Genomic DNA, 22,422 nt, shown 5'->3' on the forward strand with positions numbered 1-22,422 from the left:
GTCACGGCAGCTGCCCGGAACTGATCATGCGGCCGAACAGCACGAAGCGCGATTCCCATACCACCAGATCGTCGAACTCGCCACCGACCGCGTCCGCGCTGCTGCTGCCCTCCCGCGCATACAGCGTCTGTTCGGCGTTATTTGCGGGTTGGGAGCTGTTCACGTCTTCGTCAATGTTGCTCGTCGAATCGTCGGCGATCAGCGTGCCGACCGCGGTCGTCGCACCGCGGCCGTTCTCGCCATGCGACCACAGCGCGTAGGCGACCGCCGTCTGGGTGACGATTTCCGATTGCGTGCCGGCCGCGTCGCGCGCGTAGATGCGGATGCTGCCGGTGTCACTGAGCGCGATGCGCCCGGCCGGGCTCTTCACCATTCCGGACGATACGACGTAGCCGAGCCGGTTGCCCCAGCCGTCGAGCCCGCGTACGCCCAGTGTCGTCCACGGCAGCAGGCCGCGTCGGCTGGCGCAACTGCCGCCGGCGCGGCTCTGTTCGGTGCCGTCGGTCGCCGACACGGCGGGGCAGGGCAGCGAGCGATTGGCGACGGCGTAGGCGGTGACCGCCTCGCGCGCCTCGCGCAGCGCGTCCTGCGTTTCGGCGATGCGCGCGCGCAGCATGGCCATCTGCAGCGTACCGATCGCGCCGACGCTGAGCAGCGCGATGATGGTCAGCGCCATCGCGATCTCGACCAGGGTGAATCCGCGCGCTGTCTTCATGTTCCGCTGCACGGGCTGGCGCACGCCGGGAAGACACCGAGCGCGCGCGACACGCTGCCGCCGTCGGCCAGCGTGATGCGTCCGCTGCTGGCGGTGACGCAGACCTGGGTACACCACAGGTTCTGCGTCCACCAGACATGGGTTGGCGTGCCGCCTGCAAGCTGGATGTCGCCAAGCACGCGCGCGCCGGCGGTGGTGAACAGGCGCGGTGTGTCCATGCCGAGCACGCTGTCGTTGAAGCCGTCGCCGGCGAGCAGCGTCACCGCATTCAGCCCGCTGCTGTGCGGGTAGGGCGTGCCGCCGACGTCGACATCCTCCAGGAACTGCGCGAGGTCGCCGCTGCGGCAGCCGGACAGGCCGCTGACCGCGCCGCGCTGCTGGCCGGGCAGCGGCAGTCCAGGCGCGATGACGACCGCTGCCAGCCGGCGACCGGTGGCGCCTTCGGCGTTCACTTCGACGATTTCGCCCGGTGTGGCCGGATTCAGTGCCGGCTTGTCGGCCGACGTGCCGCGCTCGCTGGTCTGGATGTTATTGCTGTAGCGGGGACTGCGGGCGTACCAGAGACATTCCCCGGCGCCGTCGAGCAGCGGGCCGAGGCCCAGCGTGCGCCAGGGCAGGCGGCCGATGTGCGCGCTGCAGTTCAGGTCCGATACACCGTCGTTGTCGAGGTCGGGGCAGGGCAGCGCGCCCGGTGAATTGTCGTGGCTGCCGGCTGCATTGCCGAGCGCACCGTAGGCGACCAGGGCCTCGCGTGCCCGCGCCAGCGCGCGCTCGGTGGCCAGCGCCGCTTCGGCGCCCGGCGGCGATGACAGGGCGCGTGCCAGCGTGGCCATCGCCAGCAGACCGAGCAGACCGACCGCGATCAGCAATGCGCTGCCCTGCTGACGACGCTTCATCGCGTGCGCCCCGGGCGGATGTCGATGGCGGCACCCGATGGCGTGGCTTCGCCGGCTTCGTCCACCGCCGCCTGCTCGCCTGGACGCAGACGCAGCGGGCGGCCATCGGCGCCCTTCAGTTGCAGCGTGGCGCCGACGGTACGGGCCGGCAGCGCCGACAGTGTTTCGCCATCGGCTGGCGCGCCATTGACGAACCAGGTCGGCGGGCCGGACGAACGGGTGACGACGCCGTCATGGCGCACGGTGCCGACCTGACGCGGTGCCGTGTTGTCGACCGGCTGGCCGCGACGGACGTCCAGCCGGGCCCGTTCCTCGTCACTGTAGAACAGCCGGCCCAGCGGCTGCGCTACAGCGGCGCCGCAGAACGCGACGAGCAGCAGAGCGAGCGCGTGCCGCTTCACGAGCCGGCTCCCTGGCGTGGGCGGAAGGTGATCCAGTCGAGCAGGCAGTCCGCCACCAGCTGTTCCGCCTCACTGGCGACGGCGGCGCGCGTGACGCTGCATTCGCGCACGCGAACGACGGCCGATGCATTCAATGCGAGGTCGTCGAGCAGGGCGATCAGCTGACCTTCGTGCAGCAGCGGCGTGCGGATGCGCAGCGTGCTGCCGGCGGCTTCGAGCTGATCGGCGTCCGCCGGCGCGATCAGCGGATCGAGCGGGCGCTGCGGCGAGAACTCGTAATCGACGGCACCGAGGTGGTGTCGCGCGCGCGCGTCGCGGATCAACTCCACCCAGGCCAGACGCTGTTCCGTACCGACCGCACCGCGCTCGACCAGATGGCGGAAGCGGTCGATCTTGGCGGCGATTTCCGCCTCCTCGGCGCGCGCCCCGGCGAGCGCGCGCTGCGCGTCGGTGCGCGCGGCCAAGGCGCGCTCGTGTGCCTGCCGCACGTCGCTGGCGAGCCGGGTGCTGGCCCACACCGCCGCCGCGCCGGCCAATGCCATCGCCAGTGCCAGCAGCGCGCTGCCCCCCGCCTTGCGCAGATCGCCCGGCCGCATCATGGTGCCAGCACCCTGCTGATGCGCAGCGAGAACGGTGGCGCATTGCCGGCATCGGTCCGCTCGGTGCGGGTGCCGCCGCGCAATACCTGGCCGGATTCGAGATCGAAAGGCTGGCGCAGTACCTGGACGTCCAGTCCGGGGCGCGCGCGCAACTGGCCGGCCAACGCGTCGACCACCTCCAGTGCGCGCCGCTGCTGCGCACCGAATTCCTCCGGCAGGTGGGCGTGCACGATCAGTTCGGCACGCATCGGCGGCAGCGCGCCATTGTTCCCGTTCGCCAGGTCGGCGGCGAGTCGCCACTCGAGCTTGTCCAGCGTCACCTGCGGCAGCTGTTCGAGTACCGCCCCCAGCTCGCGCATCAGGCCGTCCGGCATCGCGCTGCGCTGTTCGATCTGCAGACTGCGCTCATGCACGACGCGCAGCGTGTCCAGCGGCACCGGCGTCGGCGGCAGCCGGCGGATGATGTCGGCGCGCGCGCGCTGCGCGCGCTGTGCGTCGTCGTTCAGGCGCAGTGTGTCCTGCCGCATCTCGAAGCTGTCGAGTGCGCTGTGCGCCGAGAACAGCAGACAGGCCGCCAGCGCTACGCTGCCGGCGGCGCGCAGTGCGAAACGGGTGAGCCAGATGCGATGGAAGCGACGTTCGGCCGACGGCGCGAACTGCTCTGCCGGGGTGTTGCGCATCAGCGCCTGCACGAACAGTGTCTCGCTGTTCATGTCCTGAGGCGGCGGCCGCAGGCCCAATCGGGCGGCCGCCTGTTCGCTGTCTATCAGTTCGAACTGCAGCGTGTCATTCGACCGGCAGGCGAGCGCGAAGTCGTCCATGTTTGCTGGCGGTACCAGCACGCGCACCGTCAGCGGCGTGTTGCGGGCGATCAGGCGCTGGCCGAGCAGATAGGGATGCAGCCGTCGCGCCTCTTCGGCGCAGGCGCGCGGCAGGTCGTTGCTGGACAGTGCGCTCAGCGGTGTGAGGCGCGAAAAGCGCAGCCGGCCGCCCTCGAAGAAGCTCTGCCGCACGCCGGCAGGGCTGATGCCCAGCAGCAAGGACTGGCCTTCGGTCACGCGCAACCGTTCGAGTATCGGTTCGCTGACCAGCGGCACGCTGTGGATGCCGCTCAACGCCGCTTCGGCAGCGCGCAGCGCCGCCAGCCAGGGCTCAAGATGAGCGGGGCGGGTGAGCGCGCAGAACAGCATCTGTTCGTCGCGGCGACCGCTGCGCAGCCGGCCGAGAGAATGCGCGCAGGTGAAGGGGGTGCCGAAGAAATGCTGGGCCAGCTTGCGACGCAGCAGCGACACGCGGTCGCCGCCGCGGACGAAGGGCACGTTTTCGGCGACGAAGGCCTCGTCCACCAGATCGCACAGCAGCAGGAAAAGACTGTCGCGGCGCTGGCGCAGGAACTCGGCGAACTGCGCATGGCCTTCGGCGTCGTTGGCGAAGCGCCCGCGCAGCGTCACCTCGCCGGCCCGCCATCCCCAGGCGACCAGTTGCGTGGCGTCGAGATAGAGCACGTGGCGGCGCGGCATCAGATCTTCAGCCGGGTCAGCATGTCGTACACCGGTCCCAGCACCGAGAAGGCGACGCCCATCAGCAGCAGGCCGAGCACCAGCGTCAGTGTGGGTTCCATCGCCGCCTGCGCGCGGGCGATCGACTCGCGCACATCGCGCGTGTAGAAGTAGGACACCTCGCGCAGCGCGCGGTCGAGTGCGCCGGTGCTTTCGCCGACGCGCAGCATGCGCACCACGAGTGGCGGAAACAGGCCCACGCTCTGGAAGGCGGCGGTGACGTTCTGGCCCTGGCCGATCAGCATGCCGGCGCGCCGCAGCGAATCGCGCACCGCCTCGTTGCCGACCACGTCCTCCGAAGTGCGCACGGCGTCGATAATGGGGATGCCGGCGCCGTACATCATCGCGAACATGCTGGCGAAGCGCGACAGCACCACCTTGTGCAGGATGGGGCCGACCACCGGCAGATTGAGCTTGATCCAGTCCACCCGCTGGCGCAGTGCCGGGTTGAGGCGCAGCAGCGCCGCGCCGCCGACGACCGCCAGCACGACGAGCAGGATGAGCGCCGGCCACCAGGCCTGCAGGAATTCCGACGTACCCATCAGGATGCGCGTCTGCAGTGGCAGTTCGAGCCCGGTGTTGCGGAAGAAGCGCGCCAGATCGGGCACCACCACCAGCATCAGCACGCCGATCACGAACAGCAGGAAGGTGCCGACGATGGCCGGGTAGGTGAGCAGACGGCGGGTCTGCGACACCAGCTCATCCTCCCACTTGAAGGCCTCGACCTGTTCGCGCAGCACTTCCGGCAGGTTGCCGGTCAGTTCGCCGGCGCGCACCAGTGCGCAGAACACCTTGCTGAAGGCGCCCGGATGTTCGGCCATCGCCTGCGACAGCGAACGCCCGCCCTCGATGCTCTCGACCAGCGAGGCGACGATTTCGCGCATGCGCGGGTGTTCGGTCGAATCGCGCAGGTCGGTCAGTGCCTCGATCAGCGGCACGCCGGAACGCACCAGTTGTTCGAGGTGGAAGCTGAAGTTGATCAGTTCGATACGCGGCAGGCTGTGGCCGAACAGCGGCTGCGCGTGCTTCATCGGCTGGCCGTTCACGAAGTCGAGCTGCATGCGCTTCAGGCGCATTTCCAGATCGACCAGATTGGCGGCGTCCATGCGGCCGAACACCATACGGCCCTGCGCGTTCATCGCCTTGTACGAGAAGATGGCCACCGCGCTACCTCGCGTACCAGTCCGGCCCGCCCTGGCTCATGCGCTCGGTCAGGTCGACCACGCGCGCCAGCTCCTCCAGCGAGGTCGAACCGTCGAGCACGCGCCGCAGGCCGTCCTCGGCCAGCGTACGGAAGCCCTTGGCGCGGGCGGCGTTGCGCAGTTCGCGCGCGGTGGCGCGGCGAGCGACCAGTTCGTCGAGGTCGGAATCCATGCGCAGCAGTTCCATCACCGCCAGCCGGCCACGGTAGCCAGTGAATTCGCAGGCCGGGCAGCCGACCGCGTCGTGGATGTCCGGCGGATTGCCGTCGCGCACGCCGAGCAGGTGCACTTCGTGCGGTTCGGCCGTGCGCGCCCGGCGGCAATAGACGCACAGCCGGCGCAGCAGACGTTGCGCGATCACGCCGATGATGTTGCCGGCCATGATGTCCGGCAGGATGCCGATGTCGAGCAGGCGCGGAATGGCGCCCAGCGCCGAATTGGTGTGCAGCGTCGAATACACCTGGTGACCGGTCATCGCGGCGCGGAAGGCCATGTCGGCGGTTTCGGCATCGCGGATCTCGCCGACCAGAATGATGTCCGGGTCCTGCCGCATCATCGAACGCACGCCGTTGGCGAAATCAAGCTTGACCGATTCGGCGACCGAGGTCTGGCGGATCTGCGCCATCGGGTACTCGACCGGGTCCTCCAGCGTCATGATATTCACGCCTTCGGAGTTGATGTGGTTCAGCACCGAATAGAGCGTGGTGGTCTTGCCGCTGCCGGTCGGGCCGGTGGCGAGGATGATGCCCTCCGGTCGCGCGATCATCAGTTTCAGCTGGTCGAGCTGCGACTCGGCCAGACCGAGGCCGTCGAGCGGCACGATGCCGCGCGCGCGATCGAGGATGCGCAGCACGATGTTCTCGCCGTGCAGCGTCGGTTGCGACGACACGCGGAAGTCCACCGGCCGGCCGCTGATGGTGAGCGAAATGCGGCCGTCCTGCGGCGCGCGCATTTCGGCGATGTTCATGCCCGCCATCACCTTGATGCGCACCGCCATCGCCGGCCAGTAGGAGCGGTGCAGCGCACGGATCTGCCGCAGCAGGCCGTCGATGCGGTAACGGATGCGCAGGAAGCCGGCTTCCGGCTCGAAGTGGATGTCGGACGCTTCGCGCTTGACCGCATCGGTCAGCAGCGCGTCGATCAGGCGCACCACCGGCTGGCTGTACTCGTCGGCCGACGCGGCCAGCGCGCGGTAGTCGACTTCGCCGGTTTCCAGTTCGGTCAGGATGCCTTCGATCGACAGTTCGTGGCCGTAGGCCTGGTCGATCGCGTGCGCCAGCTCGGTTTCGCCGGCCAGCACGGTGTCGAGGTCCATGCCCTCGGGCAGCAGCGCGCGCAGTTGGTCGAGGGCGACGATGTCGTTTACGTCTGAAACGGCCACCGTCAGCCGACGGGCGCTCGGCGCGTAGTTAAGCGGCAGCAGCAGATGGCGCTTGGCGAGCGCCTGCGGCACCAGGCGCAATGCGTCGGCATCGACCAGCGCGTGCGTCAGGTCTACCGTGCGCTTGCCCAGCGTGACGCCGAGCGCGTCGCGCAGCGTCGCTTCGCTGACGAAGCCGAGCTGAACCAGCAACCGGCCCATCGGGATGTTCTGCCGTTGCTGTTCCTGCAGCGCGATGCGCAGCTGGTCCTCCGACACCAGCCCCTGCGCGAGCAGCATCTGGCCAAGCGGCTGGCGTTGTGGTTTGACCGGAGCATTCATCGCGTCAGCGTGCCTCCAGCGACCGGATGCGCGCCGCCACCATGTCGGCATCGAAGGCCGCGGCGTGCTGCGCGCGCAGCGACATCGCCTCACGGTAGTACTGTAGTGCGAGGCGCGGCTGGCGCAGCTGGTCCAGGCTGACGGCGAGGTTGTAGGCGTGGTCGGGCTGCTCGGGTGCCAGCGTGTAGGCGTTGAAATAGGCCTGCTGCGCCTCGCGCCAGCGCGCCTGCGACGCATACAGCGAACCGAGCGCGAACGCGGCGGCGGCCGATTTCGGCTGGGCGGCCGCGATGTCGAGCAGGCGCGCTTCCTGGACTGCCGGATCGACGTTGTCGCTGAGTGCGACGCGGGCGGCGGTATCCGACGGATCGACTTCGGCGATGCGCCGCATCAGCTGGCGCACGCCGGCTTCGTCGCGCCGGTGCTGGGCCAGCGCGGCCAGACCGTGCAGCGCGTCGGGATTGCGCGGATCGGCGCGCAACGCGCGTTCGTAGGCGATACGGGCGCGGTCGAACTCGCCAGCCTGGAAGGCGGTGTAGCCGTCCGCCACGTCCTGCGGCACGGCGGGGGCATTACGGGTAATGCGGATCGGCGCGGCGGCTGGTGCGGGCGGCGGCGCCTCGACCACCGGCGGGTTGGCCGACAGCTGACCGGACAGGAAACGGGACGAATCCGGCATCGCCGGCGCGGTTACGGGAAGCGCGGCCCGGCTCGGGGCGATCGGCTCGGCGGCAGGCGCGGTAGCGGTAGCGGTCGGGGGGACCATGGCCAACGGTGACTGTTCGACTGGCGCCTTGACCGGTTCGGCCATTGGCGTGTTCGTCGGGGCTGCGACGGGTGCTGCCGCGGGTACTGCAGGCGCCGAGCGGCCGCTGTCCAGCGACGACAGCTGCCAGGCGACCCAGCCGCCGACGCCGAGCAGCAGCAGCGCGCCGCCACCGAGCAGCCAGGCCAGCGAGGGCGGACGCGACGTCGGCTTCTTCGCGTCGAACAGCAGGCGCGCCGCCTCGCTGCCCGGGCTGGCGGGCGGCGGTACGGACGGCGTGGGTTCCGGCACGTCGAGCCCGGCGAAGCGGGCGGCCTGAGCGATTTCGTCGTCGATCAGTTCGAGTTCGTGCGCCGGGGTGATGCGCGGGGCGGCGGGCGCCGGCTGCGGCTCGGTAGCCGGTGCGTCGCCACCACCCTCGTCGTCGCGACGCTTGGCCGCCTCGGCCTTCTTCAGCGCCTCCAGCAGCAGGCTCACGGCGCCGGCTCCGTGGACGGTCCTTTCGGCGGCTGCAGCGTCGGCGGCGGAAAGGAAGGCGTCAGGAAGTCTCGACCCGGCAGCGCGCTGCTCAACGGCGCGTAGTCGCCGTCCAGGCTGGCGTCAGCGATGACCACCGGGCGGATCAGCACCACCAGTTCGGTCTTGCGCGAGGTTTCGTTGCGCGCCGACAGCAGCGGTCCAAGTATCGGCAGCACCGATACACCCGGAATACTGTCGCGACGGAAATTGATCTCGTCCTGCATCAGCCCGCCGAGCACGGCGGTTTCGCCGCTGGCTACGCGCATCACCGATTCGAGTTCGCGCGTCTGGATGACCGGCACCAGATTGGGGGCGCTGAGGTCGGGCGTCGGGTCCTGCGCGTCGCCCACCTTGCGCGAAATCGTCGGCCGCACATTGAGCAGCACGAAGCCGTCTGCGCTGATCTGTGGCGTCACCGCCATCACCAGGCCGACCGACACGGAACGCGGCGTCGCGGTGAAGCTGCGTACCGCCTGCGTGTTGGTGTTGGCGACGACGTCGGACTTGATCTCGAAGTAGACGATGTTGTTGACCACCTTGAGCAGCGCGGTCTGGTTGTTCAGCACCGACAGTTTCGGGCTGGACAGCACCTTCACGTCGCCATAGGTTTCGAGCAGCTTGATGCTGTCCGACAGTTCGCGGTTGCGTCCGAGTCCGATCGCGAAGGGCTGGTTGGTCGTGAAGTCGGTCGAGGTGGTGTTCAGGGACAGCGTGGCGCCACCGCGCTTGCCGCCGCCGGCGAAGGCGGTCCAGTCTATGCCCTGCTGGTAGTTGTCGGTCAGCTGCACCTCGGCGATGGTTGCTTCGATCAGCACCTGGCGGCGCGCGATGCGCGTCACCTGGGTGATGAACTCCTGCACCTTCTCGTGCTGGCGTGAGGTGGCGCGCACATTGATGACGCCGGTCTCGGGATTCAGGATGACGGCCGCCGCTTCGCGGAAGGTGGTCCGCCGCTCAGGCGGCGTTGCCGAGCCCTCGGCACCGGCCACCGGTGCCACCGGCGCTTCGCTGCTCTCCGCCGGCAGCAGCTTGTCGGTCTCGCGCAGCAGATCGCGGATATTGCGTTCCAGCGATTCCCAGAAGCGGTTCCGCGCGACGTTCTCGATGCGCGTGCTCGAACTGTTGCCGGCGGCCGTCGCACCAGTGCCGACGACGCTGCCGCCACCGCCACCGCCGCCGGCGCTGCTGACCGCGGCCGACGTGGTCGAGGCGATCTGCGTGTTGATCGACACCGCGCCGGTCACGTCGCGCGACATGTTCACGTAGTCGACGCGGTAGCTGCGCAGGAAGGGGGCGTCCGGCATCACCACCAGATTCTGGCCGTCCAGTTCGAAACGCATGTCGACCTGGTGGGCGATGCGCGCCAGCAACTGCGGCAGCGTCTGGTCGATCGCGTTCAGCGTGACTGCGCCCTCGATGCCCGGGTGGATGTCGACGTTGACCCGAGCGTCGCGCGCCAGCGCGAACAGCAGTTCGCGCACCGGTACCTGATTCACCACCACGCTGTAGGTTTCGGTCTTGTGCCGCGGTTGCGGCTGCGGTGGCGCGAGCGGCCGGGTGACCGGCGGCGGGATGTCGTCGGCCGGTCGTGCCGCGGGCTTGTCGGCCAGTACATGGGCGGTCGAGGCCGGCTGCGGCGCATGTACGGCGCAGCCGGTCAGCAGCGCCATCAGGGTGCCGAGCAGACCGATGCGGCGGTAACGGGAGGGCCGTCCGGTCCGGGTGTCGGCAGGTGCAGCACGCATCGATGCGGTCATGGTCGCGGTGGCGGACGGGGTTCGGAAAAGGATGGTACGCGCAATCATTGGCGGATCAAGATGATGCGCGGGCCATCGTACACGATAAATTCCATTGTCATGGTTTGTCGGTGCGCAGGCTGCGCAGCTGCCGCACGACGGGTCGCGTGCCGCGTATCCAGTCGGGCATCGCGTCGACCGCCTGCTGCGCGCTGCGCAGATCGGCGAAATCGCCATAGATCACCGCCAGCTGCGTGTCGCCCGCGGTGTCCGTGCGGTAGGCACGCAGCTGCTGCGGATCAAGTGCGCGGCCCGCGCGACGCACATAGTCGAGCACGTGGTCGGCACGACCGGCGGGCACCGACATCAGTTGCACGAACCAGCGTTCGCCCGGGGCCGTCGTCGACCAGGCCCGGCTCGCCGTCAGCAGCGATTCCAGAGGATCGGCCGGAGCCGGCGCAGGAGGCGCGGCCAGCTCACCTGTATTCGCGGGCAACGCGGCCGGGGTGGGCGGCGTCGGCGCTGTCGCTGCGGCCGCCTCCGCGCGGGCGGTCACCGTGTCGGCAACCGACGGTGCGGCCACCCGATCGCCGCGGCCGAGCAGATAGCCGGCGCCGACCAGCGCAACTCCGCCCAGCGTGAGCAGCAAGTTGCGCGCTGCCTTGCGCTGCGGCGGCAGGTCAGCGCGCGTCTGCGTGTCGGCGGCGGCGCGTTGCGCGTCGGCCAGCGTCACCGCGTGTGCGTTGCGGGCGAAAGCGGCCAGCAGGGACTTGTCGGCCAGCACGTTGATGCGCCGGGTGAGACCGCCGGAATCGCGCGCGATGCGTGCCGTCGCCGCCCGCTCGAACACAGCCGGGCCGCGATAGCCGGCGGCGCGCATGCGGAAGTCGATGTAGGTCGCGACGTCATCCGGCGCCAGCGGGTCGAGCCGGAAGTGTTGCGTGATGCGGTCCTTCAGCTGTCGCATGTCCGGCCGGTCGAGCAGGGCGTCGAGTTCCGGCTGGCCGAACAGCGCGATCTTGATCAGCTTGTGGCGCTCGGATTCGAGATTGGACAGCAGGCGGATCTGTTCCAGCGTATCGGCCGGCATCGCATGCGCTTCGTCGATCAGCAGCACGATCTGCCGACCCGCCGAGAACTCGGCGACCAGCGCCTGCTGCACTGCGCGCAGCATGCGGTGAGCGCTGTCGCCAGCGGTGTCGGCGCAGCCCAGCTCGTCGGCCAGCACGGCCAGCAGCTCGCCGCGGTTCATCAGCGGATCGGCCAGGTAGATCGCGCGCAGGTGCGGCGGCAGTCTGCCAATCAGCACGCGTGCGAGCATGGTCTTGCCGGTGCCGACTTCGCCGCTCACCTTGACCAGACCCTCTTCGCGGCCGAGCGCGTAGACCAGCGCGTCGAGCAGCGCGCTGCGGTTGGCGCCGCCGAAGAAGAAGTCGGCGTGCGGGGTGATCAGGAAGGGCGCTTCGCGCAGGCCGAAGTGATCGAGATACATGTCAGTCCTGCGCGCCGGCGTCGCCGTCCGGCGCTTCCATCCGGTGGTACAGCGTGGTGCGCGCGATGCCGAGCAGGCGCGCCGCAGCGCTGACGTTGCCGCGCGCCAGGCGCATGGCTGCATCTATATAGGCGGATTCCCACTCGCGCAGCTTGGCGTCGAGGCGGAAGCCGCCGGCGCGCAGTTCGGCAGTGGCGATGTCTATCAGGTCGCCGTCCTCGTCCGCAGCCGCGCCGCTGCGTATGGTCGGGTCGAACTCGGCGAGCAGGGCCTCGCGACCGACCTCCTGACCCGGATACTTCGTGGCGAGACGGATGACGATGTTGCGCAGTTCGCGCACATTGCCGGGAAAACCGTAGTCCAGCCACGCGGTGCGCGCCGCGGCATCGAGCGTGAAGGGCGGACGGGCGAGCTGGGCGCAGAACTGGCTGCGGAAATGATCGAGCAGGCGCAGGCGGTCGTCGCCCATGTCGCGCAGCGGCGGCAGCGAAATGGTGAATACGCTGAGCCGGTGATAGAGGTCGGAGCGGAAGCGGCCGGCGCGCACTTCAGCGCCGAGGTCGCGGTTGGTGGCGGCGACGATGCGCGCGTTCGAGCGCCGCAACTGGGTTTCGCCGACGCGCTGGAATTCGCCGTTCTCCAGCACGCGCAGCAGCTTGGCCTGGAGGTCCAGCGGCAGTTCGCCGATCTCGTCGAGGAACAGCGTGCCGGCGGCGGCTTCCTCGAAATAGCCGGCGCGCGCCGACTGCGCGCCGGTGAAGGCGCCGCGGGCGTGACCGAACAGCGTGGGCTCGACCAGGCTGGGCGAGATCGCGGCGCAGTTCAGCGCCAGGAAGGGGCGGTCGCTGCCGCCGACGGCGTGCAGGCGGTTGGCCACGATGTCCTTGCCGGTGCCCGACTCGCCCTCGATCAGCACCGGGTAGGGCAGACGCGCGTACTGTTCTATCTGCGCGCGCAGGCGTTCCATCTGTGCGCTGATGCCGATCAGGGCCGGCAGCGCAGGCGAGTCTTCCTCGTGGCAGGTCCGGGCGAGCTGGCGCAGCAGCGCATTGAGCGCCTGCGGCTGCGCCGGTTTGGCGACGAATTCGGTGGCGCCGAGTGCGCGAGCGTGGCGCGCGACGTTCTCCTCGCCCTGGCCCGACAGCACGACGATGCGCGTGTCCGGCGAATGTGCGAGCAGGTCGGCGATCAGCGCGTAGCCTTCATCCGGACGATGCGGGTTGGGCGGCAGGCCGAGATCGATCAGCGCCAGCGCCGGCGGACTCGCCTGCTCGCGCAGCCAACTGATGGCTGCGCTGCGCGACGCGTGACTGACCACGTCGAAATCCGCTTCAAGCAGGAAGGACAGCGAGTCGGCGATCAGCGGATCGTCGTCGACGATGAGCAGTCCTGGACGGCTTGCAGGGGATCGGGCTGAGTTCGGCATGTGTGCCGGCCATCATAGCGCAGCGCGCAGCGGTGGATTCCGCCCGGCGGGGCCGGCCGGCGCGTCTGCTACAATCCGCGACCTTTACCACAAGACCGTTCCGCGCTCGTGTCCGCTTCCCCTCCGGCCGAAGACATTCTGGTCGACCTGTCGAGTGTCGACTTCGCGTACGACAAGCGGCCCATCCTGACCGGCATCAATCTGCGCATTCCGCGCGGCAAGCTTGTCGCCATCATGGGCGGCAGCGGCTGCGGCAAGACCACGCTGCTGCGTCTGATCGGTGGCCAGCTCAAGCCCACCGCCGGCCGCATCCAGGTGGCCGAGCACGATCTGGCCAAGCTGTCGCGCCGCGACATGTACGCGCTGCGCCGGCGCATGGGCATGCTGTTCCAGTTCGGCGCGCTGTTCACCGATCTGACGGTGTTCGACAACGTCGCTTTCCCGCTGCGCGAGCACACCGATCTGCCGGAAGACATGATCCGCGATCTGGTGCTGATGAAGCTGCACGCGGTCGGTCTGCGCGGCGCGCACAAGCTGATGCCGAACGAGCTGTCGGGCGGCATGTCGCGCCGGGTGGCGCTGGCGCGCGCGGTGGCGCTGGATCCGATGCTCATCATGTACGACGAGCCTTTCGCCGGTCTCGATCCGATTTCGCTGGCGGTGGTCGGGCAGCTCATCCGCAAGCTCAACGATGCGCTCGGTGCAAGTTCCATCATGGTGACGCACGACGTGCACGAATCGCTGGAAATCGTCGATTACATCTACTTCCTGTCCGGCGGCAAGGTGGTCGCACAAGGCACGCCGGACGAAATCCGCGCCTCGACCGACCCCTTCGTGAAGCAGTTCGTCAATGCCGAAACCGACGGGCCGCTGCCTTTCCACTATCCGACCGACGACTACCGCAAGGCCTTGATGGAGGTCCGTTCATGATCGCGCGTGTCTTCCGCGCCATGGGCGCCCGCACCGTCGATGGCATCTGGCGACTCGGTTTTGCCACCCGCTTCTTCTTCGCCATCCTGCTGCGCTCCGGCACCTCGTTCGCGCGCTTTCAGCTGACGATACGCGAGGTGTTTTCCACCGGCGTGCTGTCGCTGATCATCATTCTGGTGTCCGGCTTCTTCGTCGGCCTGGTGCTCGGCCTGCAGGGCTACGAAACGCTGCAGCGCTACGGTTCCAGCGAGGCGCTGGGCATTCTGGTCGCACTGTCGCTGGTACGCGAACTGGGTCCGGTAGTCGCCGGCCTGCTGTTCGCCAGTCGCGCCGGCTCGGCGCTGACTGCCGAAATCGGCCTGATGAAGACGACCGAGCAGCTGAAGGCGATGGACATGATGGCGGTTGACCCGATCGCCCGCGTCGTCGCGCCGCGCTTCTGGGGTGGCGTCATTTCGATGCCGCTGCTGGCCGCCCTGTTCTCGACCATGGGCGTGTTCGGTGCCTGGTTCATCGGCGTCGTGTTCATCGGCGTCGACGACGGCGCTTTCTGGTCACAGATGCAGGCGTCGGTCGATTTCCGATACGACATCGTGAACGGCGTCATCAAGAGCGTCGTTTTCGGCTTCGCGGTCGCGCTGATCGCGGTTTTCGAAGGTTATGACTCGGCGCCCACCGCCGAGGGCGTGTCGCGGGCGATCACCCGTACCGTCGTCAATTCGGCGCTGGCCATTCTGGCGCTGGACTTTGTGCTGACCTCCTTCATGTTCAGGGGCAATGGATGAACCGTACCGTTCTCGACCTGTGGGTCGGTGTTTTTGTCGCCGTCGGCGTGGCTGCAGTGTTGTTTCTGGCACTAAAGGTCGGCAACCTTGCGTCCGCTAACATCGGGGAGACATACAGGCTGCAAGCCAACTTTGATAACATCGGCGGCCTGAAACCGCGTGCGCCCGTCAAAAGCTCGGGCGTCGTGGTGGGCCGGGTGACGGAAATCACTTTTGACCCGAATCTGTATGTCGCCGTGGTGAAAATGGATGTGGACAAGCGCTACAGTTTCCCGCGCGACACCTTCGCAACCATTCTGACCTCGGGTTTGCTGGGTGAGCAGTACATCGGTTTCGAAGTCGGTGGCGACACCGAAATGCTTCAGGCCGGTGCCACCATCACCAAGACGCAGTCTGCAGTGGTGCTTGAAAAGCTGATCAGCCAGTTCATGTTCAACAAGGCTGCCGAGAGCCCGACCGCTCCCGAGCAGTGACGTACCGAATGCATAGCCGGGAAGCCCGACAGATGACCAAAACCAACAAGCAGTCGAATCTCAACATCCGCTCGGTGCTTGCCGCCACCGCTGCAGCCGTGCTGTTCACCGGCTGTGCGACCTCGGGCAATCCCAAGGATCCGATCGAAGGCTACAACCGCGCGATGTTCTCGTTCAACGAGACGGTCGACAAGGCGGTGATCAAGCCGGTCGCCCAAGGCTACGACTTCGTGATGCCGGATCCGGTGCAGACCGGCGTCTCCAATTTCTTCGCCAACATCGCCGACCTGTGGACGGGCGTAAACAACCTGCTGCAGGGCAAGCCGGTCGATGCGCTCTCGGACGCTGGCCGCGTGCTGGTCAACTCGACCCTGGGCATTCTCGGCCTGTTCGACGTCGCGACGCCGATGGGCCTCGAAAAGCACGAGGAAGATTTCGGTCAGACCCTCGGCCGCTGGGGTGTCGGCGACGGCGCCTACGTCGTGCTGCCGATTCTCGGCCCGCGCACCGTGCGTGATACCTTCGGTCTTGCTGCAGACATCTATGTCGACCCGGTGCGTGACGCCGATGCTCATCGCGGCTACCGCAACACCGCCATCGCGCTGCGCGCCATCGACACCCGCGCCAACCTGCTGAAGGCAGAGGATGCGCTCGAAGCGGCGGCCATCGACAAGTACGCTTATGTGCGCGACGCCTATCTGCAGCATCGCCGCAGTGCCATCCATGACGGCAACCCGCCGCGCGAAGCCGATGACTCGGCGTCGCTGCCCAGCGAGAACCTTCTGACGATGGAACCGCTCGAATCGACATGGACGATGATGCTTGTCGGCGCGCCGGAGAAGTCGGACGTTGATGCAGCGAATGCGTCCGAGCCGGCCACCGAACCGGTGGACACCGCAGCCGTCTCGTTCTGATCGGCAAGCCCGGCGCCACGCCGGGCAGCGCGGTCATCACGGCCTGTCGCGTTCCGACAGGCCTCTTTCTTTTCCGGGAGCACATATGTTCAAGCGCTTTGTTCAATTACTGATGGTTGCCTTCGCCGCAAGTGCGGTCGCGCAGGCAAACGTGCTGAAGGCGCCGGACGTGCTGGTCAAGGAAGTGACCGAGGATGTCCTGACCACGCTGCGCACCGATCCGTCGATCAAGGCCGGCGATACGGCCAAGACGGCGGAACTGGTCGAAACCCGCGTGCTGCCGCATTTCAATTTCACGCGCATGACGGCGCTGGCGCTCGGCAAGGAGTGGCGCGCGACGACGCCCGAGCAGAAGAAGGTGCTGACCGAAGAGTTCCGCACCCTGCTGGTGCGTACCTATTCGAACGCGCTGACCAGCTACCGCAACCAGACCGTCGATTACCGCCCGTTCAAGATGGGCGCCGCCGACACCGACGTGACGGTGCGCACGCAGATCAACCAGCCGGGCGGTCGCCCGATTCCGCTCGACTACGCGCTGGAGAAGAAGGAAGAGGGCTGGAAGGTGTACGACGTGATGGTGTCGGGCGTCAGCCTGGTGACCAACTACCGCGAAACCTTTGCCGCAGAGATACGTGCCGGCGGTGTCGATGGTCTGGTCAAGACGCTGCGCGCCAAGAACGCATCGACCGCACCGGCTCCGTTGCCTGCGCCGGCTGCGGCGGCCAAATGATCGCGCTCGACAACGGCGTGCTGCGCGTCAGCGGCACGATGCGACTGCCCGAGGCGATGGCGCTGCGCGACGCCGGTCTGGCGCTGCTGCCTTCGGCAAAGTCGATCGACCTGTCGGCAGTCGAGGACGTCGATTCGTCGGCCATCGCCGTGCTGCTCGCGTGGGAACGTGCGAGCGGCGGCAGCGATGGCCCGCTGCCGGTCACGGGGGCACCGGCCGGACTGACCAGCCTGGCCCGACTGTACGAGGTGTCGTCCTACTGCGGACTGGACGCCGACGACGCGACCGCTCGCTGATGTGTGCTTCTTCCGGCCTCCTGTGGGGGCCGGTACTGCAGTTCTTTCATGTCTGATTCCACCGCTGCCTTGCTGATCGAGGGCGTCTGCAAGCGATTCGGTTCGCTGCAGGCGCTCGACAACGTTACGCTCGAAGTGAAGCAGGGCGAGTTCTTCGGCCTGCTCGGGCCGAACGGCGCCGGCAAGACCACGCTGATTTCCGCGATGGCCGGCCTGTGCCGTGCCGATTCCGGCTCGATCCGCGTGCTCGGGCACGATACGGTGACCGACTATCGCGCCGCGCGCGCCCGGCTGGGCGTCGTGCCGCAGGAACTGGTGTTCGATCCCTTCTTCACCGTGCGCGAAACGCTGCGCATCCAGTCCGGCTATTTCGGCCTGCGCCGCAACGACGACTGGATCGACGAAATCCTGCAGCGGCTGGATCTCGAAGCGAAGGCGGACGTGAACATGCGCCGCCTGTCCGGCGGCATGAAGCGACGCGTGCTGGTGGCGCAGGCGCTGGTGCATCGGCCGCCGCTCATCGTGCTCGACGAGCCCACGGCCGGCGTCGACGTCGAACTGCGGCAAGGCCTGTGGGCCTTCGTGCGCGACCTGAACAAGCAGGGCCACACCATCGTGCTCACGACGCACTACCTCGAAGAGGCTGAAAGCCTTTGTGGGCGTATCGCCATGCTGAAGCAAGGTCGGGTGGTCGCGCTGGAACGGACGGCGGACCTGCTGTCGCGCCGTGTGCAGCAGACCTTGCGCCTGCGTCTGGGCAGTGGCACAGCATTGCCGGCCGAATTTCGCGCCTTGGCGCGGGCTACGCCCGATGGCCGGGTCGCCATCGTGCTCGACAGCGCGGACGACGTCGCGGCCTGTCTGGCGCGATTGCGCGCTGCGGGCGTCACCTTCGACGACATAGAACTGGCGAAGCCCGATCTCGAGGACGTATTCATCGCCATGATGCAGGACGCTGCCTGATGAGCATGGCCCTGCGTACCCTGCTGTACAAGGAGTTGTTGCGCTTCTGGAAGGTGAGCTTCCAGACCGTGGCGGCGCCGGTGCTGACCGCGCTGCTCTACCTGTTGGTGTTTTCGCACGTGCTCGACCGCCAGGTCGAAGTCTATGGCGGTGTCAGCTATACCGCCTTCCTGGTGCCGGGCTTGGTCATGATGAGCCTGCTGCAGAATGCGTTCTCGAACAGCTCGTCGTCGCTGATCCAGTCCAAGGTGACCGGCAACATCGTGTTCGTGCTGCTGCCTCCGATTTCCTACCGCGAGTTCTTCGCCGCCTATGTGCTGGCCGCGGTGATACGTGGCCTGGTGGTTGGCGCGGGCGTCTGGCTGGTGACGTTGTGGTTCGTTGAACTGCCTTATGCCCATCCGCTGTGGATACTGTTCTTTGCCACCGTGGGTGGAGCAATTCTTGCAAGTCTCGGCGTGATTGCGGGCATCTGGGCCGACAAGTTCGACCAGCTGGCCGCTTTCCAGAATTTCGTCGTGATGCCGCTCACCTTCCTGTCGGGTGTGTTCTACTCCATACACACGCTGCCCGACTTCTGGCAGGCGGTGTCGCACCTGAACCCTTTTTTCTACATGATCGACGGTTTCCGTTACGGCTTCTTCGGACAGTCGGACGTCTCCCCGTGGATCAGCGCCCTGGTCGCGGGCGGCAGTTTCGCGGTGCTTGCGGGCATCACGCTGAACATGCTGGCGCGCGGCTACAAACTGAGAAGTTGAACATGGTCACTCCCGAAAGCATCCAGGCTTCCATCACCGCCGGCATCGACTGCCAGCACTGTCAAGTCGCTGGTGACGGCCAGCATTTCGAGGCCATCATCGTGTCGACGGCCTTCGAAGGACTGCGCAGCGTGCGCCGTCACCAGCTGGTCTATGCCGCGCTGGGCGACCGCATGCGCGAGGAAATCCACGCGCTGTCGATGAAGACGCTGACGCCGGACGAGTGGAAGGCCTGATCGCCCGATGGACAAGCTGTTGATCGAAGGCGGCCACCGTCTGCAGGGCGAGGCCGAAATGTCGGGCGCGAAGAACGCGGCGCTGCCCATTCTGTGTGCCGCGCTGCTGACGCGCGAACCGCTCACGCTGACCAATGTGCCGCAGCTGAACGATATCGGCACCATGCTCAAGCTGCTGGCACAGATGGGCGTGGCGGTGCAGCGCGACGGTTCGACCGTCACGCTGGATGCGTCCGGTCTGAACAATCCGGTGGCGCCCTACGAAATGGTGAAAACCATGCGCGCCTCCATCCTGGTGCTCGGCCCGCTGGTCGCCCGCTGCGGCGAGGCGCGCGTGTCGCTGCCTGGCGGCTGCGCCATCGGCGCGCGCCCGGTGGATCAGCACATCAAGGGTCTGCAGGCGATGGGCGCCGAGGTTGCGGTCGAGCACGGCTACGTCGTCGCGCGCACTGCGCGGCTCAAGGGTGCGCGCCTGTTCACCGACATGGTGACGGTTACCGGCACCGAAAACCTGATGATGGCCGGGGCGCTCGCCGATGGCGAGACCGTGATCGAGAACGCCGCACGCGAGCCGGAGGTGGTGGACCTGGCCAACTGCCTGGTCGCCATGGGCGCCCGTATTTCCGGCGCCGGCACCGACGTGATCCGCATCCAGGGCGTCGAACGCCTGCATGGCGCGACCCATCGCATCATGCCGGACCGCATCGAAACCGGTACCTATCTGTGTGCCGCTGCCGCAGCGGGCGGCGAAATCCGTCTGACCGGCACATCGGCCGGCTATCTGGACGCGGTGATCGACAAGCTGATGGACGCCGGCTGCGACATCCGCACCGAAAAGTCGCCGTCCTTCGAAGCCATCGTGCTGAAAGCACCGGACAAGCTGAAGGCGGTGTCCATCCGCACTGCGCCGTATCCGGCCTTTCCGACCGACATGCAGGCGCAGTTCATGGCGATCAACACGGTGGCCGAAGGCACCGCGATCATCCGCGAGACGATTTTCGAGAACCGCTTCATGCACGCGGTCGAACTGGCCCGACTGGGTGCGGACATCCGCATCGACGGCAATACCGCGGTAGTGCAGGGCGTGGCGCAGCTCGACGGCGCGACCGTGATGGCGACCGACCTGCGCGCCTCGGCGGGCCTCATCATCGCCGGCCTGGTGGCACGCGGTGAAACGCTGATCGAACGCATCTATCATCTGGACCGCGGCTACGAGCGCATCGAGCAGAAGCTCAGCGCGCTCGGCGCCACTGTCCGCCGCGTGTCCTGACGACACGCCATCCATACGAGGCACACCGTGCAAGGCATCACCCTGGCGCTGTCCAAAGGGCGCATCTTCGAAGAAACGCTGCCGCTGCTGGCAGCGGCCGGCATCGTGCCGACCGACGATCCGGAGTCGTCGCGCAAGCTCATCATCGGCACCAACCGGCCTGACGTACGCCTGGTCATCGTGCGCGCCTCCGATACGCCGACCTATGTGCAGTACGGTGCGGCCGACCTCGGCATCGCCGGCAAGGACGTGCTGCTGGAGCATGGCGGCGCCGGCCTCTACCAGCCCATCGACCTGAATATCGCGCGTTGCCGTCTCAGCGTCGCAGTGCCCGCGGGTTTCGATTACGAACAGGCGGTACGCCGCGGCGCGCGGCTCAAGGTGGCGACCAAGTATGTGCACACCGCGCGCGAACATTTCGCCGCCAAGGGCGTCCACGTCGACCTGATCAAGCTGTACGGATCGATGGAGCTGGCGCCGCTGGTCGGGCTGGCCGACGCCATCGTCGATCTGGTCAGCAGTGGTGGCACCTTGCGTGCGAACAATCTGGTCGAGGTCGAACACATCATGGACATCAGCTCGCGTCTGGTCATCAATCAGGCGGCGCTCAAGGTGAAGCACGATCTGCTGACACCCATCCTGGAGGCGATTCAGGGGGCGGTGCAGGCATGAGCGTGACGAAGATCAGCCGGTTCGACTCCGGTGCCGCCGATTTTCTCGATAGTCTGGACACGCTTCTGGCTTTCGAAAGTTCGACCGACGACGCGATTGAGACGGCAGTCGCCGGCATCCTGCGCGACGTGCGGGCGCGCGGCGACGAAGCCGTCATGGACTACACGCGCCGTTTTGACCGCATGGACTGCGCCGCCATGGTCGAACTCGAACTGCCGCGCAGCGAGCTTGACGCCGCCTACGCCGGACTGAGCGATACCCAGCGCACCGCGCTGGCCGAAGCCGCCGACCGCGTGCGTATCTATCACGAGCGCCAGAAGCAGGATTCCTGGGAATACGCCGAAGCCGACGGCACCCGTCTCGGCCAGAAGGTGACGCCGCTGGACCGCGTCGGCCTCTACGTGCCGGGCGGCCGCGCGTCCTACCCCAGTTCGGTGCTGATGAACGCGATTCCGGCCAAGGTCGCGGGCGTCAAGGAACTGATCATGGTGGTGCCGACGCCCGGCGGCGAGCGCAATCCGCTGGTGCTGGCTGCCGCGGCGATCACCGGCGTCGATCGGGTGTTCACGATAGGCGGTGCACAGGCGGTCGCCGCGCTCGCCTACGGCACGCGGACCATTCCGCAGGTGGACAAGATCGTCGGTCCGGGCAACGCCTATGTCGCCAGCGCCAAGCGACGCGTGTTCGGTACGGTCGGCATCGACATGGTGGCCGGGCCGTCCGAGGTACTCATCATTTCCGACGGCCACGGCAATCCGGACTGGGTGGCAATGGACCTGTTCGCCCAGGCCGAGCACGACGAACTGGCGCAGTCCATCCTGCTGTGCACCGACGCCGCCTTCCTCGACCGCGTGCACGCGTCGATCGACCGTCTGCTGGCGGAAATGCCGCGCCGCGACACCATCGCCACTTCGCTTGCCAACCGTGGCGCATTGATCAAGGTGCGCGATCTGGCCGAGGCCTGTGACCTCGCCAACCGCATCGCGCCCGAGCACCTGGAAATCTGTACCGAGGATCCGCGCGCGCTGGTCGACAGCATCCGTCACGCCGGCGCGATGTTCCTCGGCCACTACTCGGTCGAGGCGCTGGGCGACTACTGCGCCGGGCCGAATCACGTGCTGCCGACCATGCGCAGCGCGCGCTTCTCCAGCCCGCTGGGCGTGTACGACTTCCAGAAGCGCACGTCCATTCTCGACATTTCGGCCGAGGGCGCGCAGAAGCTGGGCCGTATCGCCTCGGTACTGGCGCACGGCGAGGGCCTGCAGGCGCACGCCCGCTCGGCGGAAATGCGGCTGAAGGACTGACTTCCACGCGGCCACGACCCGGCGTACAGTGGCGCCCGGGTCGTGCGCCCGACCTGACCGGTCATGCGCACGTCGTTG

23 protein-coding genes are annotated in these 22,422 nt (G+C 67.6%); 12 read left to right on the forward strand and 11 right to left on the reverse strand.

Annotated features, from left to right (window positions below; genetic code table 11):
• Position 1: 1 nt before the first annotated feature.
• The 11 genes from METRZ18153_RS0104215 to METRZ18153_RS0104265 all read right to left on the reverse strand — a co-directional run bounded on the left by METRZ18153_RS0104215 (position 2) and on the right by METRZ18153_RS0104265 (position 13,013).
• Positions 2-715 carry a type II secretion system protein gene (locus METRZ18153_RS0104215; RefSeq protein WP_020163551.1) on the reverse strand — a complete coding sequence of 238 codons (714 nt, stop codon included), beginning with the start codon at positions 713-715 and terminating at the stop codon, positions 2-4.
• On the reverse strand, positions 712-1,611 hold the full coding sequence (locus METRZ18153_RS0104220) for a hypothetical protein (RefSeq protein WP_020163552.1): 900 nt from the start codon (positions 1,609-1,611) through the stop codon (positions 712-714). Before METRZ18153_RS0104220 ends, METRZ18153_RS0104215 begins: the two co-directional genes overlap by 4 nt.
• Complete coding sequence (locus METRZ18153_RS0104225) at positions 1,608-2,012, reverse strand: hypothetical protein (protein WP_020163553.1); 405 nt, start codon at positions 2,010-2,012, stop codon at positions 1,608-1,610. The genes METRZ18153_RS0104220 and METRZ18153_RS0104225 overlap by 4 nt, the downstream gene beginning before the upstream one ends.
• Positions 2,009-2,611 carry a hypothetical protein gene (locus tag METRZ18153_RS0104230; protein WP_020163554.1) on the reverse strand — a complete coding sequence of 201 codons (603 nt, stop codon included), beginning with the start codon at positions 2,609-2,611 and terminating at the stop codon, positions 2,009-2,011. Before METRZ18153_RS0104230 ends, METRZ18153_RS0104225 begins: the two co-directional genes overlap by 4 nt.
• Positions 2,608-4,131, reverse strand: a complete 1,524-nt coding sequence (locus METRZ18153_RS0104235; RefSeq protein ID WP_020163555.1) for a hypothetical protein — start codon at positions 4,129-4,131, stop codon at positions 2,608-2,610. The genes METRZ18153_RS0104230 and METRZ18153_RS0104235 overlap by 4 nt, the downstream gene beginning before the upstream one ends.
• Positions 4,131-5,333: a type II secretion system F family protein gene (locus tag METRZ18153_RS0104240; RefSeq protein ID WP_020163556.1), complete on the reverse strand. Its 1,203-nt coding sequence runs from the start codon at positions 5,331-5,333 to the stop codon at positions 4,131-4,133. Before METRZ18153_RS0104240 ends, METRZ18153_RS0104235 begins: the two co-directional genes overlap by 1 nt.
• Positions 5,334-5,337: 4 nt before the next feature.
• The gene (locus tag METRZ18153_RS0104245) at positions 5,338-7,074 is read right to left on the reverse strand and encodes a GspE/PulE family protein (RefSeq protein WP_029143538.1); all 1,737 of its coding nucleotides are present in this window, start codon (positions 7,072-7,074) and stop codon (positions 5,338-5,340) included.
• A gap of 4 nt (positions 7,075-7,078) precedes the next feature.
• On the reverse strand, positions 7,079-8,317 hold the full coding sequence (locus METRZ18153_RS0104250) for a tetratricopeptide repeat protein (RefSeq protein ID WP_020163558.1): 1,239 nt from the start codon (positions 8,315-8,317) through the stop codon (positions 7,079-7,081).
• Positions 8,314-10,104 carry a type II secretion system protein GspD gene (locus METRZ18153_RS0104255; protein WP_232415960.1) on the reverse strand — a complete coding sequence of 597 codons (1,791 nt, stop codon included), beginning with the start codon at positions 10,102-10,104 and terminating at the stop codon, positions 8,314-8,316. The genes METRZ18153_RS0104250 and METRZ18153_RS0104255 overlap by 4 nt, the downstream gene beginning before the upstream one ends.
• A gap of 109 nt (positions 10,105-10,213) precedes the next feature.
• Positions 10,214-11,587, reverse strand: coding sequence for an ExeA family protein (locus tag METRZ18153_RS0104260; protein WP_020163560.1), 1,374 nt, complete (start codon positions 11,585-11,587; stop codon positions 10,214-10,216).
• A 1-nt stretch (position 11,588) separates the two neighbouring features.
• The gene (locus METRZ18153_RS0104265) at positions 11,589-13,013 is read right to left on the reverse strand and encodes a sigma-54-dependent transcriptional regulator (RefSeq protein ID WP_020163561.1); all 1,425 of its coding nucleotides are present in this window, start codon (positions 13,011-13,013) and stop codon (positions 11,589-11,591) included.
• Between the two features lie 108 nt (positions 13,014-13,121).
• Between METRZ18153_RS0104265 and METRZ18153_RS0104270 the strand changes: the two genes are divergently transcribed.
• The 12 genes from METRZ18153_RS0104270 to hisD all read left to right on the forward strand — a co-directional run bounded on the left by METRZ18153_RS0104270 (position 13,122) and on the right by hisD (position 22,344).
• Positions 13,122-13,943, forward strand: coding sequence for an ABC transporter ATP-binding protein (locus METRZ18153_RS0104270; protein ID WP_019919474.1), 822 nt, complete (start codon positions 13,122-13,124; stop codon positions 13,941-13,943).
• Complete coding sequence (gene mlaE, locus METRZ18153_RS0104275; protein WP_019919473.1) at positions 13,940-14,728, forward strand: lipid asymmetry maintenance ABC transporter permease subunit MlaE; 789 nt, start codon at positions 13,940-13,942, stop codon at positions 14,726-14,728. Before METRZ18153_RS0104270 ends, mlaE begins: the two co-directional genes overlap by 4 nt.
• Entirely contained in the window at positions 14,725-15,201 is a 477-nt protein-coding gene (gene mlaD, locus METRZ18153_RS0104280; RefSeq protein ID WP_020163562.1) for an outer membrane lipid asymmetry maintenance protein MlaD, read from the forward strand. The genes mlaE and mlaD overlap by 4 nt, the downstream gene beginning before the upstream one ends.
• 32 nt (positions 15,202-15,233) lie before the next feature.
• The gene (locus tag METRZ18153_RS0104285) at positions 15,234-16,115 is read left to right on the forward strand and encodes an MlaA family lipoprotein (protein WP_020163563.1); all 882 of its coding nucleotides are present in this window, start codon (positions 15,234-15,236) and stop codon (positions 16,113-16,115) included.
• An 85-nt stretch (positions 16,116-16,200) separates the two neighbouring features.
• On the forward strand, positions 16,201-16,845 hold the full coding sequence (locus METRZ18153_RS0104290; RefSeq protein ID WP_029143539.1) for an ABC transporter substrate-binding protein: 645 nt from the start codon (positions 16,201-16,203) through the stop codon (positions 16,843-16,845).
• Positions 16,842-17,141, forward strand: coding sequence for an STAS domain-containing protein (locus tag METRZ18153_RS0104295; protein WP_020163565.1), 300 nt, complete (start codon positions 16,842-16,844; stop codon positions 17,139-17,141). The genes METRZ18153_RS0104290 and METRZ18153_RS0104295 overlap by 4 nt, the downstream gene beginning before the upstream one ends.
• Positions 17,142-17,189: 48 nt before the next feature.
• A complete protein-coding gene (locus tag METRZ18153_RS0104300; protein WP_020163566.1) occupies positions 17,190-18,104 on the forward strand; it encodes an ABC transporter ATP-binding protein in 915 nt (304 codons plus the stop codon).
• Positions 18,104-18,862 (forward strand): ABC transporter permease, encoded by a 759-nt coding sequence (locus METRZ18153_RS0104305; protein WP_020163567.1) that lies wholly within the window; start codon positions 18,104-18,106, stop codon positions 18,860-18,862. Before METRZ18153_RS0104300 ends, METRZ18153_RS0104305 begins: the two co-directional genes overlap by 1 nt.
• A 2-nt stretch (positions 18,863-18,864) precedes the next feature.
• The gene (locus tag METRZ18153_RS0104310) at positions 18,865-19,098 is read left to right on the forward strand and encodes a BolA family protein (RefSeq protein ID WP_020163568.1); all 234 of its coding nucleotides are present in this window, start codon (positions 18,865-18,867) and stop codon (positions 19,096-19,098) included.
• 7 nt (positions 19,099-19,105) lie between these two features.
• Positions 19,106-20,368, forward strand: a complete 1,263-nt coding sequence (gene murA, locus METRZ18153_RS0104315; protein WP_020163569.1) for a UDP-N-acetylglucosamine 1-carboxyvinyltransferase — start codon at positions 19,106-19,108, stop codon at positions 20,366-20,368.
• A 27-nt stretch (positions 20,369-20,395) separates the two neighbouring features.
• A complete protein-coding gene (gene hisG, locus METRZ18153_RS0104320; RefSeq protein ID WP_019919464.1) occupies positions 20,396-21,040 on the forward strand; it encodes an ATP phosphoribosyltransferase in 645 nt (214 codons plus the stop codon).
• On the forward strand, positions 21,037-22,344 hold the full coding sequence (hisD, locus tag METRZ18153_RS0104325; protein ID WP_020163570.1) for a histidinol dehydrogenase: 1,308 nt from the start codon (positions 21,037-21,039) through the stop codon (positions 22,342-22,344). The genes hisG and hisD overlap by 4 nt, the downstream gene beginning before the upstream one ends.
• Positions 22,345-22,422 lie beyond the last annotated feature (78 nt).

The organism is Methyloversatilis discipulorum (assembly GCF_000385375.1).
Lineage (GTDB): Bacteria > Pseudomonadota > Gammaproteobacteria > Burkholderiales > Rhodocyclaceae > Methyloversatilis > Methyloversatilis discipulorum_A.

Excerpts from the sequence above, each read along its gene's own strand:
- METRZ18153_RS0104260 (WP_020163560.1), bottom strand. The coding sequence starts at position 11,587 with ATGTATCTCGATCACTTCGGCCTGCGCGAAGCGCCCTTCCTGATCACC.
- METRZ18153_RS0104295 (WP_020163565.1), top strand. The coding sequence starts at position 16,842 with ATGATCGCGCTCGACAACGGCGTGCTGCGCGTCAGCGGCACGATGCGA.
- METRZ18153_RS0104300 (WP_020163566.1), top strand. The coding sequence starts at position 17,190 with ATGTCTGATTCCACCGCTGCCTTGCTGATCGAGGGCGTCTGCAAGCGA.
- hisD (WP_020163570.1), top strand. The coding sequence starts at position 21,037 with ATGAGCGTGACGAAGATCAGCCGGTTCGACTCCGGTGCCGCCGATTTT.
- METRZ18153_RS0104255 (WP_232415960.1), bottom strand. The coding sequence starts at position 10,104 with ATGCGTGCTGCACCTGCCGACACCCGGACCGGACGGCCCTCCCGTTAC.
- mlaD (WP_020163562.1), top strand. The coding sequence starts at position 14,725 with ATGAACCGTACCGTTCTCGACCTGTGGGTCGGTGTTTTTGTCGCCGTC.
- METRZ18153_RS0104215 (WP_020163551.1), bottom strand. The coding sequence starts at position 715 with ATGAAGACAGCGCGCGGATTCACCCTGGTCGAGATCGCGATGGCGCTG.
- METRZ18153_RS0104310 (WP_020163568.1), top strand. The coding sequence starts at position 18,865 with ATGGTCACTCCCGAAAGCATCCAGGCTTCCATCACCGCCGGCATCGAC.
- METRZ18153_RS0104265 (WP_020163561.1), bottom strand. The coding sequence starts at position 13,013 with ATGCCGAACTCAGCCCGATCCCCTGCAAGCCGTCCAGGACTGCTCATC.
- murA (WP_020163569.1), top strand. The coding sequence starts at position 19,106 with ATGGACAAGCTGTTGATCGAAGGCGGCCACCGTCTGCAGGGCGAGGCC.
- METRZ18153_RS0104305 (WP_020163567.1), top strand. The coding sequence starts at position 18,104 with ATGAGCATGGCCCTGCGTACCCTGCTGTACAAGGAGTTGTTGCGCTTC.
- METRZ18153_RS0104220 (WP_020163552.1), bottom strand. The coding sequence starts at position 1,611 with ATGAAGCGTCGTCAGCAGGGCAGCGCATTGCTGATCGCGGTCGGTCTG.
- METRZ18153_RS0104290 (WP_029143539.1), top strand. The coding sequence starts at position 16,201 with ATGTTCAAGCGCTTTGTTCAATTACTGATGGTTGCCTTCGCCGCAAGT.
- METRZ18153_RS0104230 (WP_020163554.1), bottom strand. The coding sequence starts at position 2,611 with ATGATGCGGCCGGGCGATCTGCGCAAGGCGGGGGGCAGCGCGCTGCTG.
- METRZ18153_RS0104285 (WP_020163563.1), top strand. The coding sequence starts at position 15,234 with ATGACCAAAACCAACAAGCAGTCGAATCTCAACATCCGCTCGGTGCTT.
- mlaE (WP_019919473.1), top strand. The coding sequence starts at position 13,940 with ATGATCGCGCGTGTCTTCCGCGCCATGGGCGCCCGCACCGTCGATGGC.
- METRZ18153_RS0104235 (WP_020163555.1), bottom strand. The coding sequence starts at position 4,131 with ATGCCGCGCCGCCACGTGCTCTATCTCGACGCCACGCAACTGGTCGCC.
- METRZ18153_RS0104245 (WP_029143538.1), bottom strand. The coding sequence starts at position 7,074 with ATGAATGCTCCGGTCAAACCACAACGCCAGCCGCTTGGCCAGATGCTG.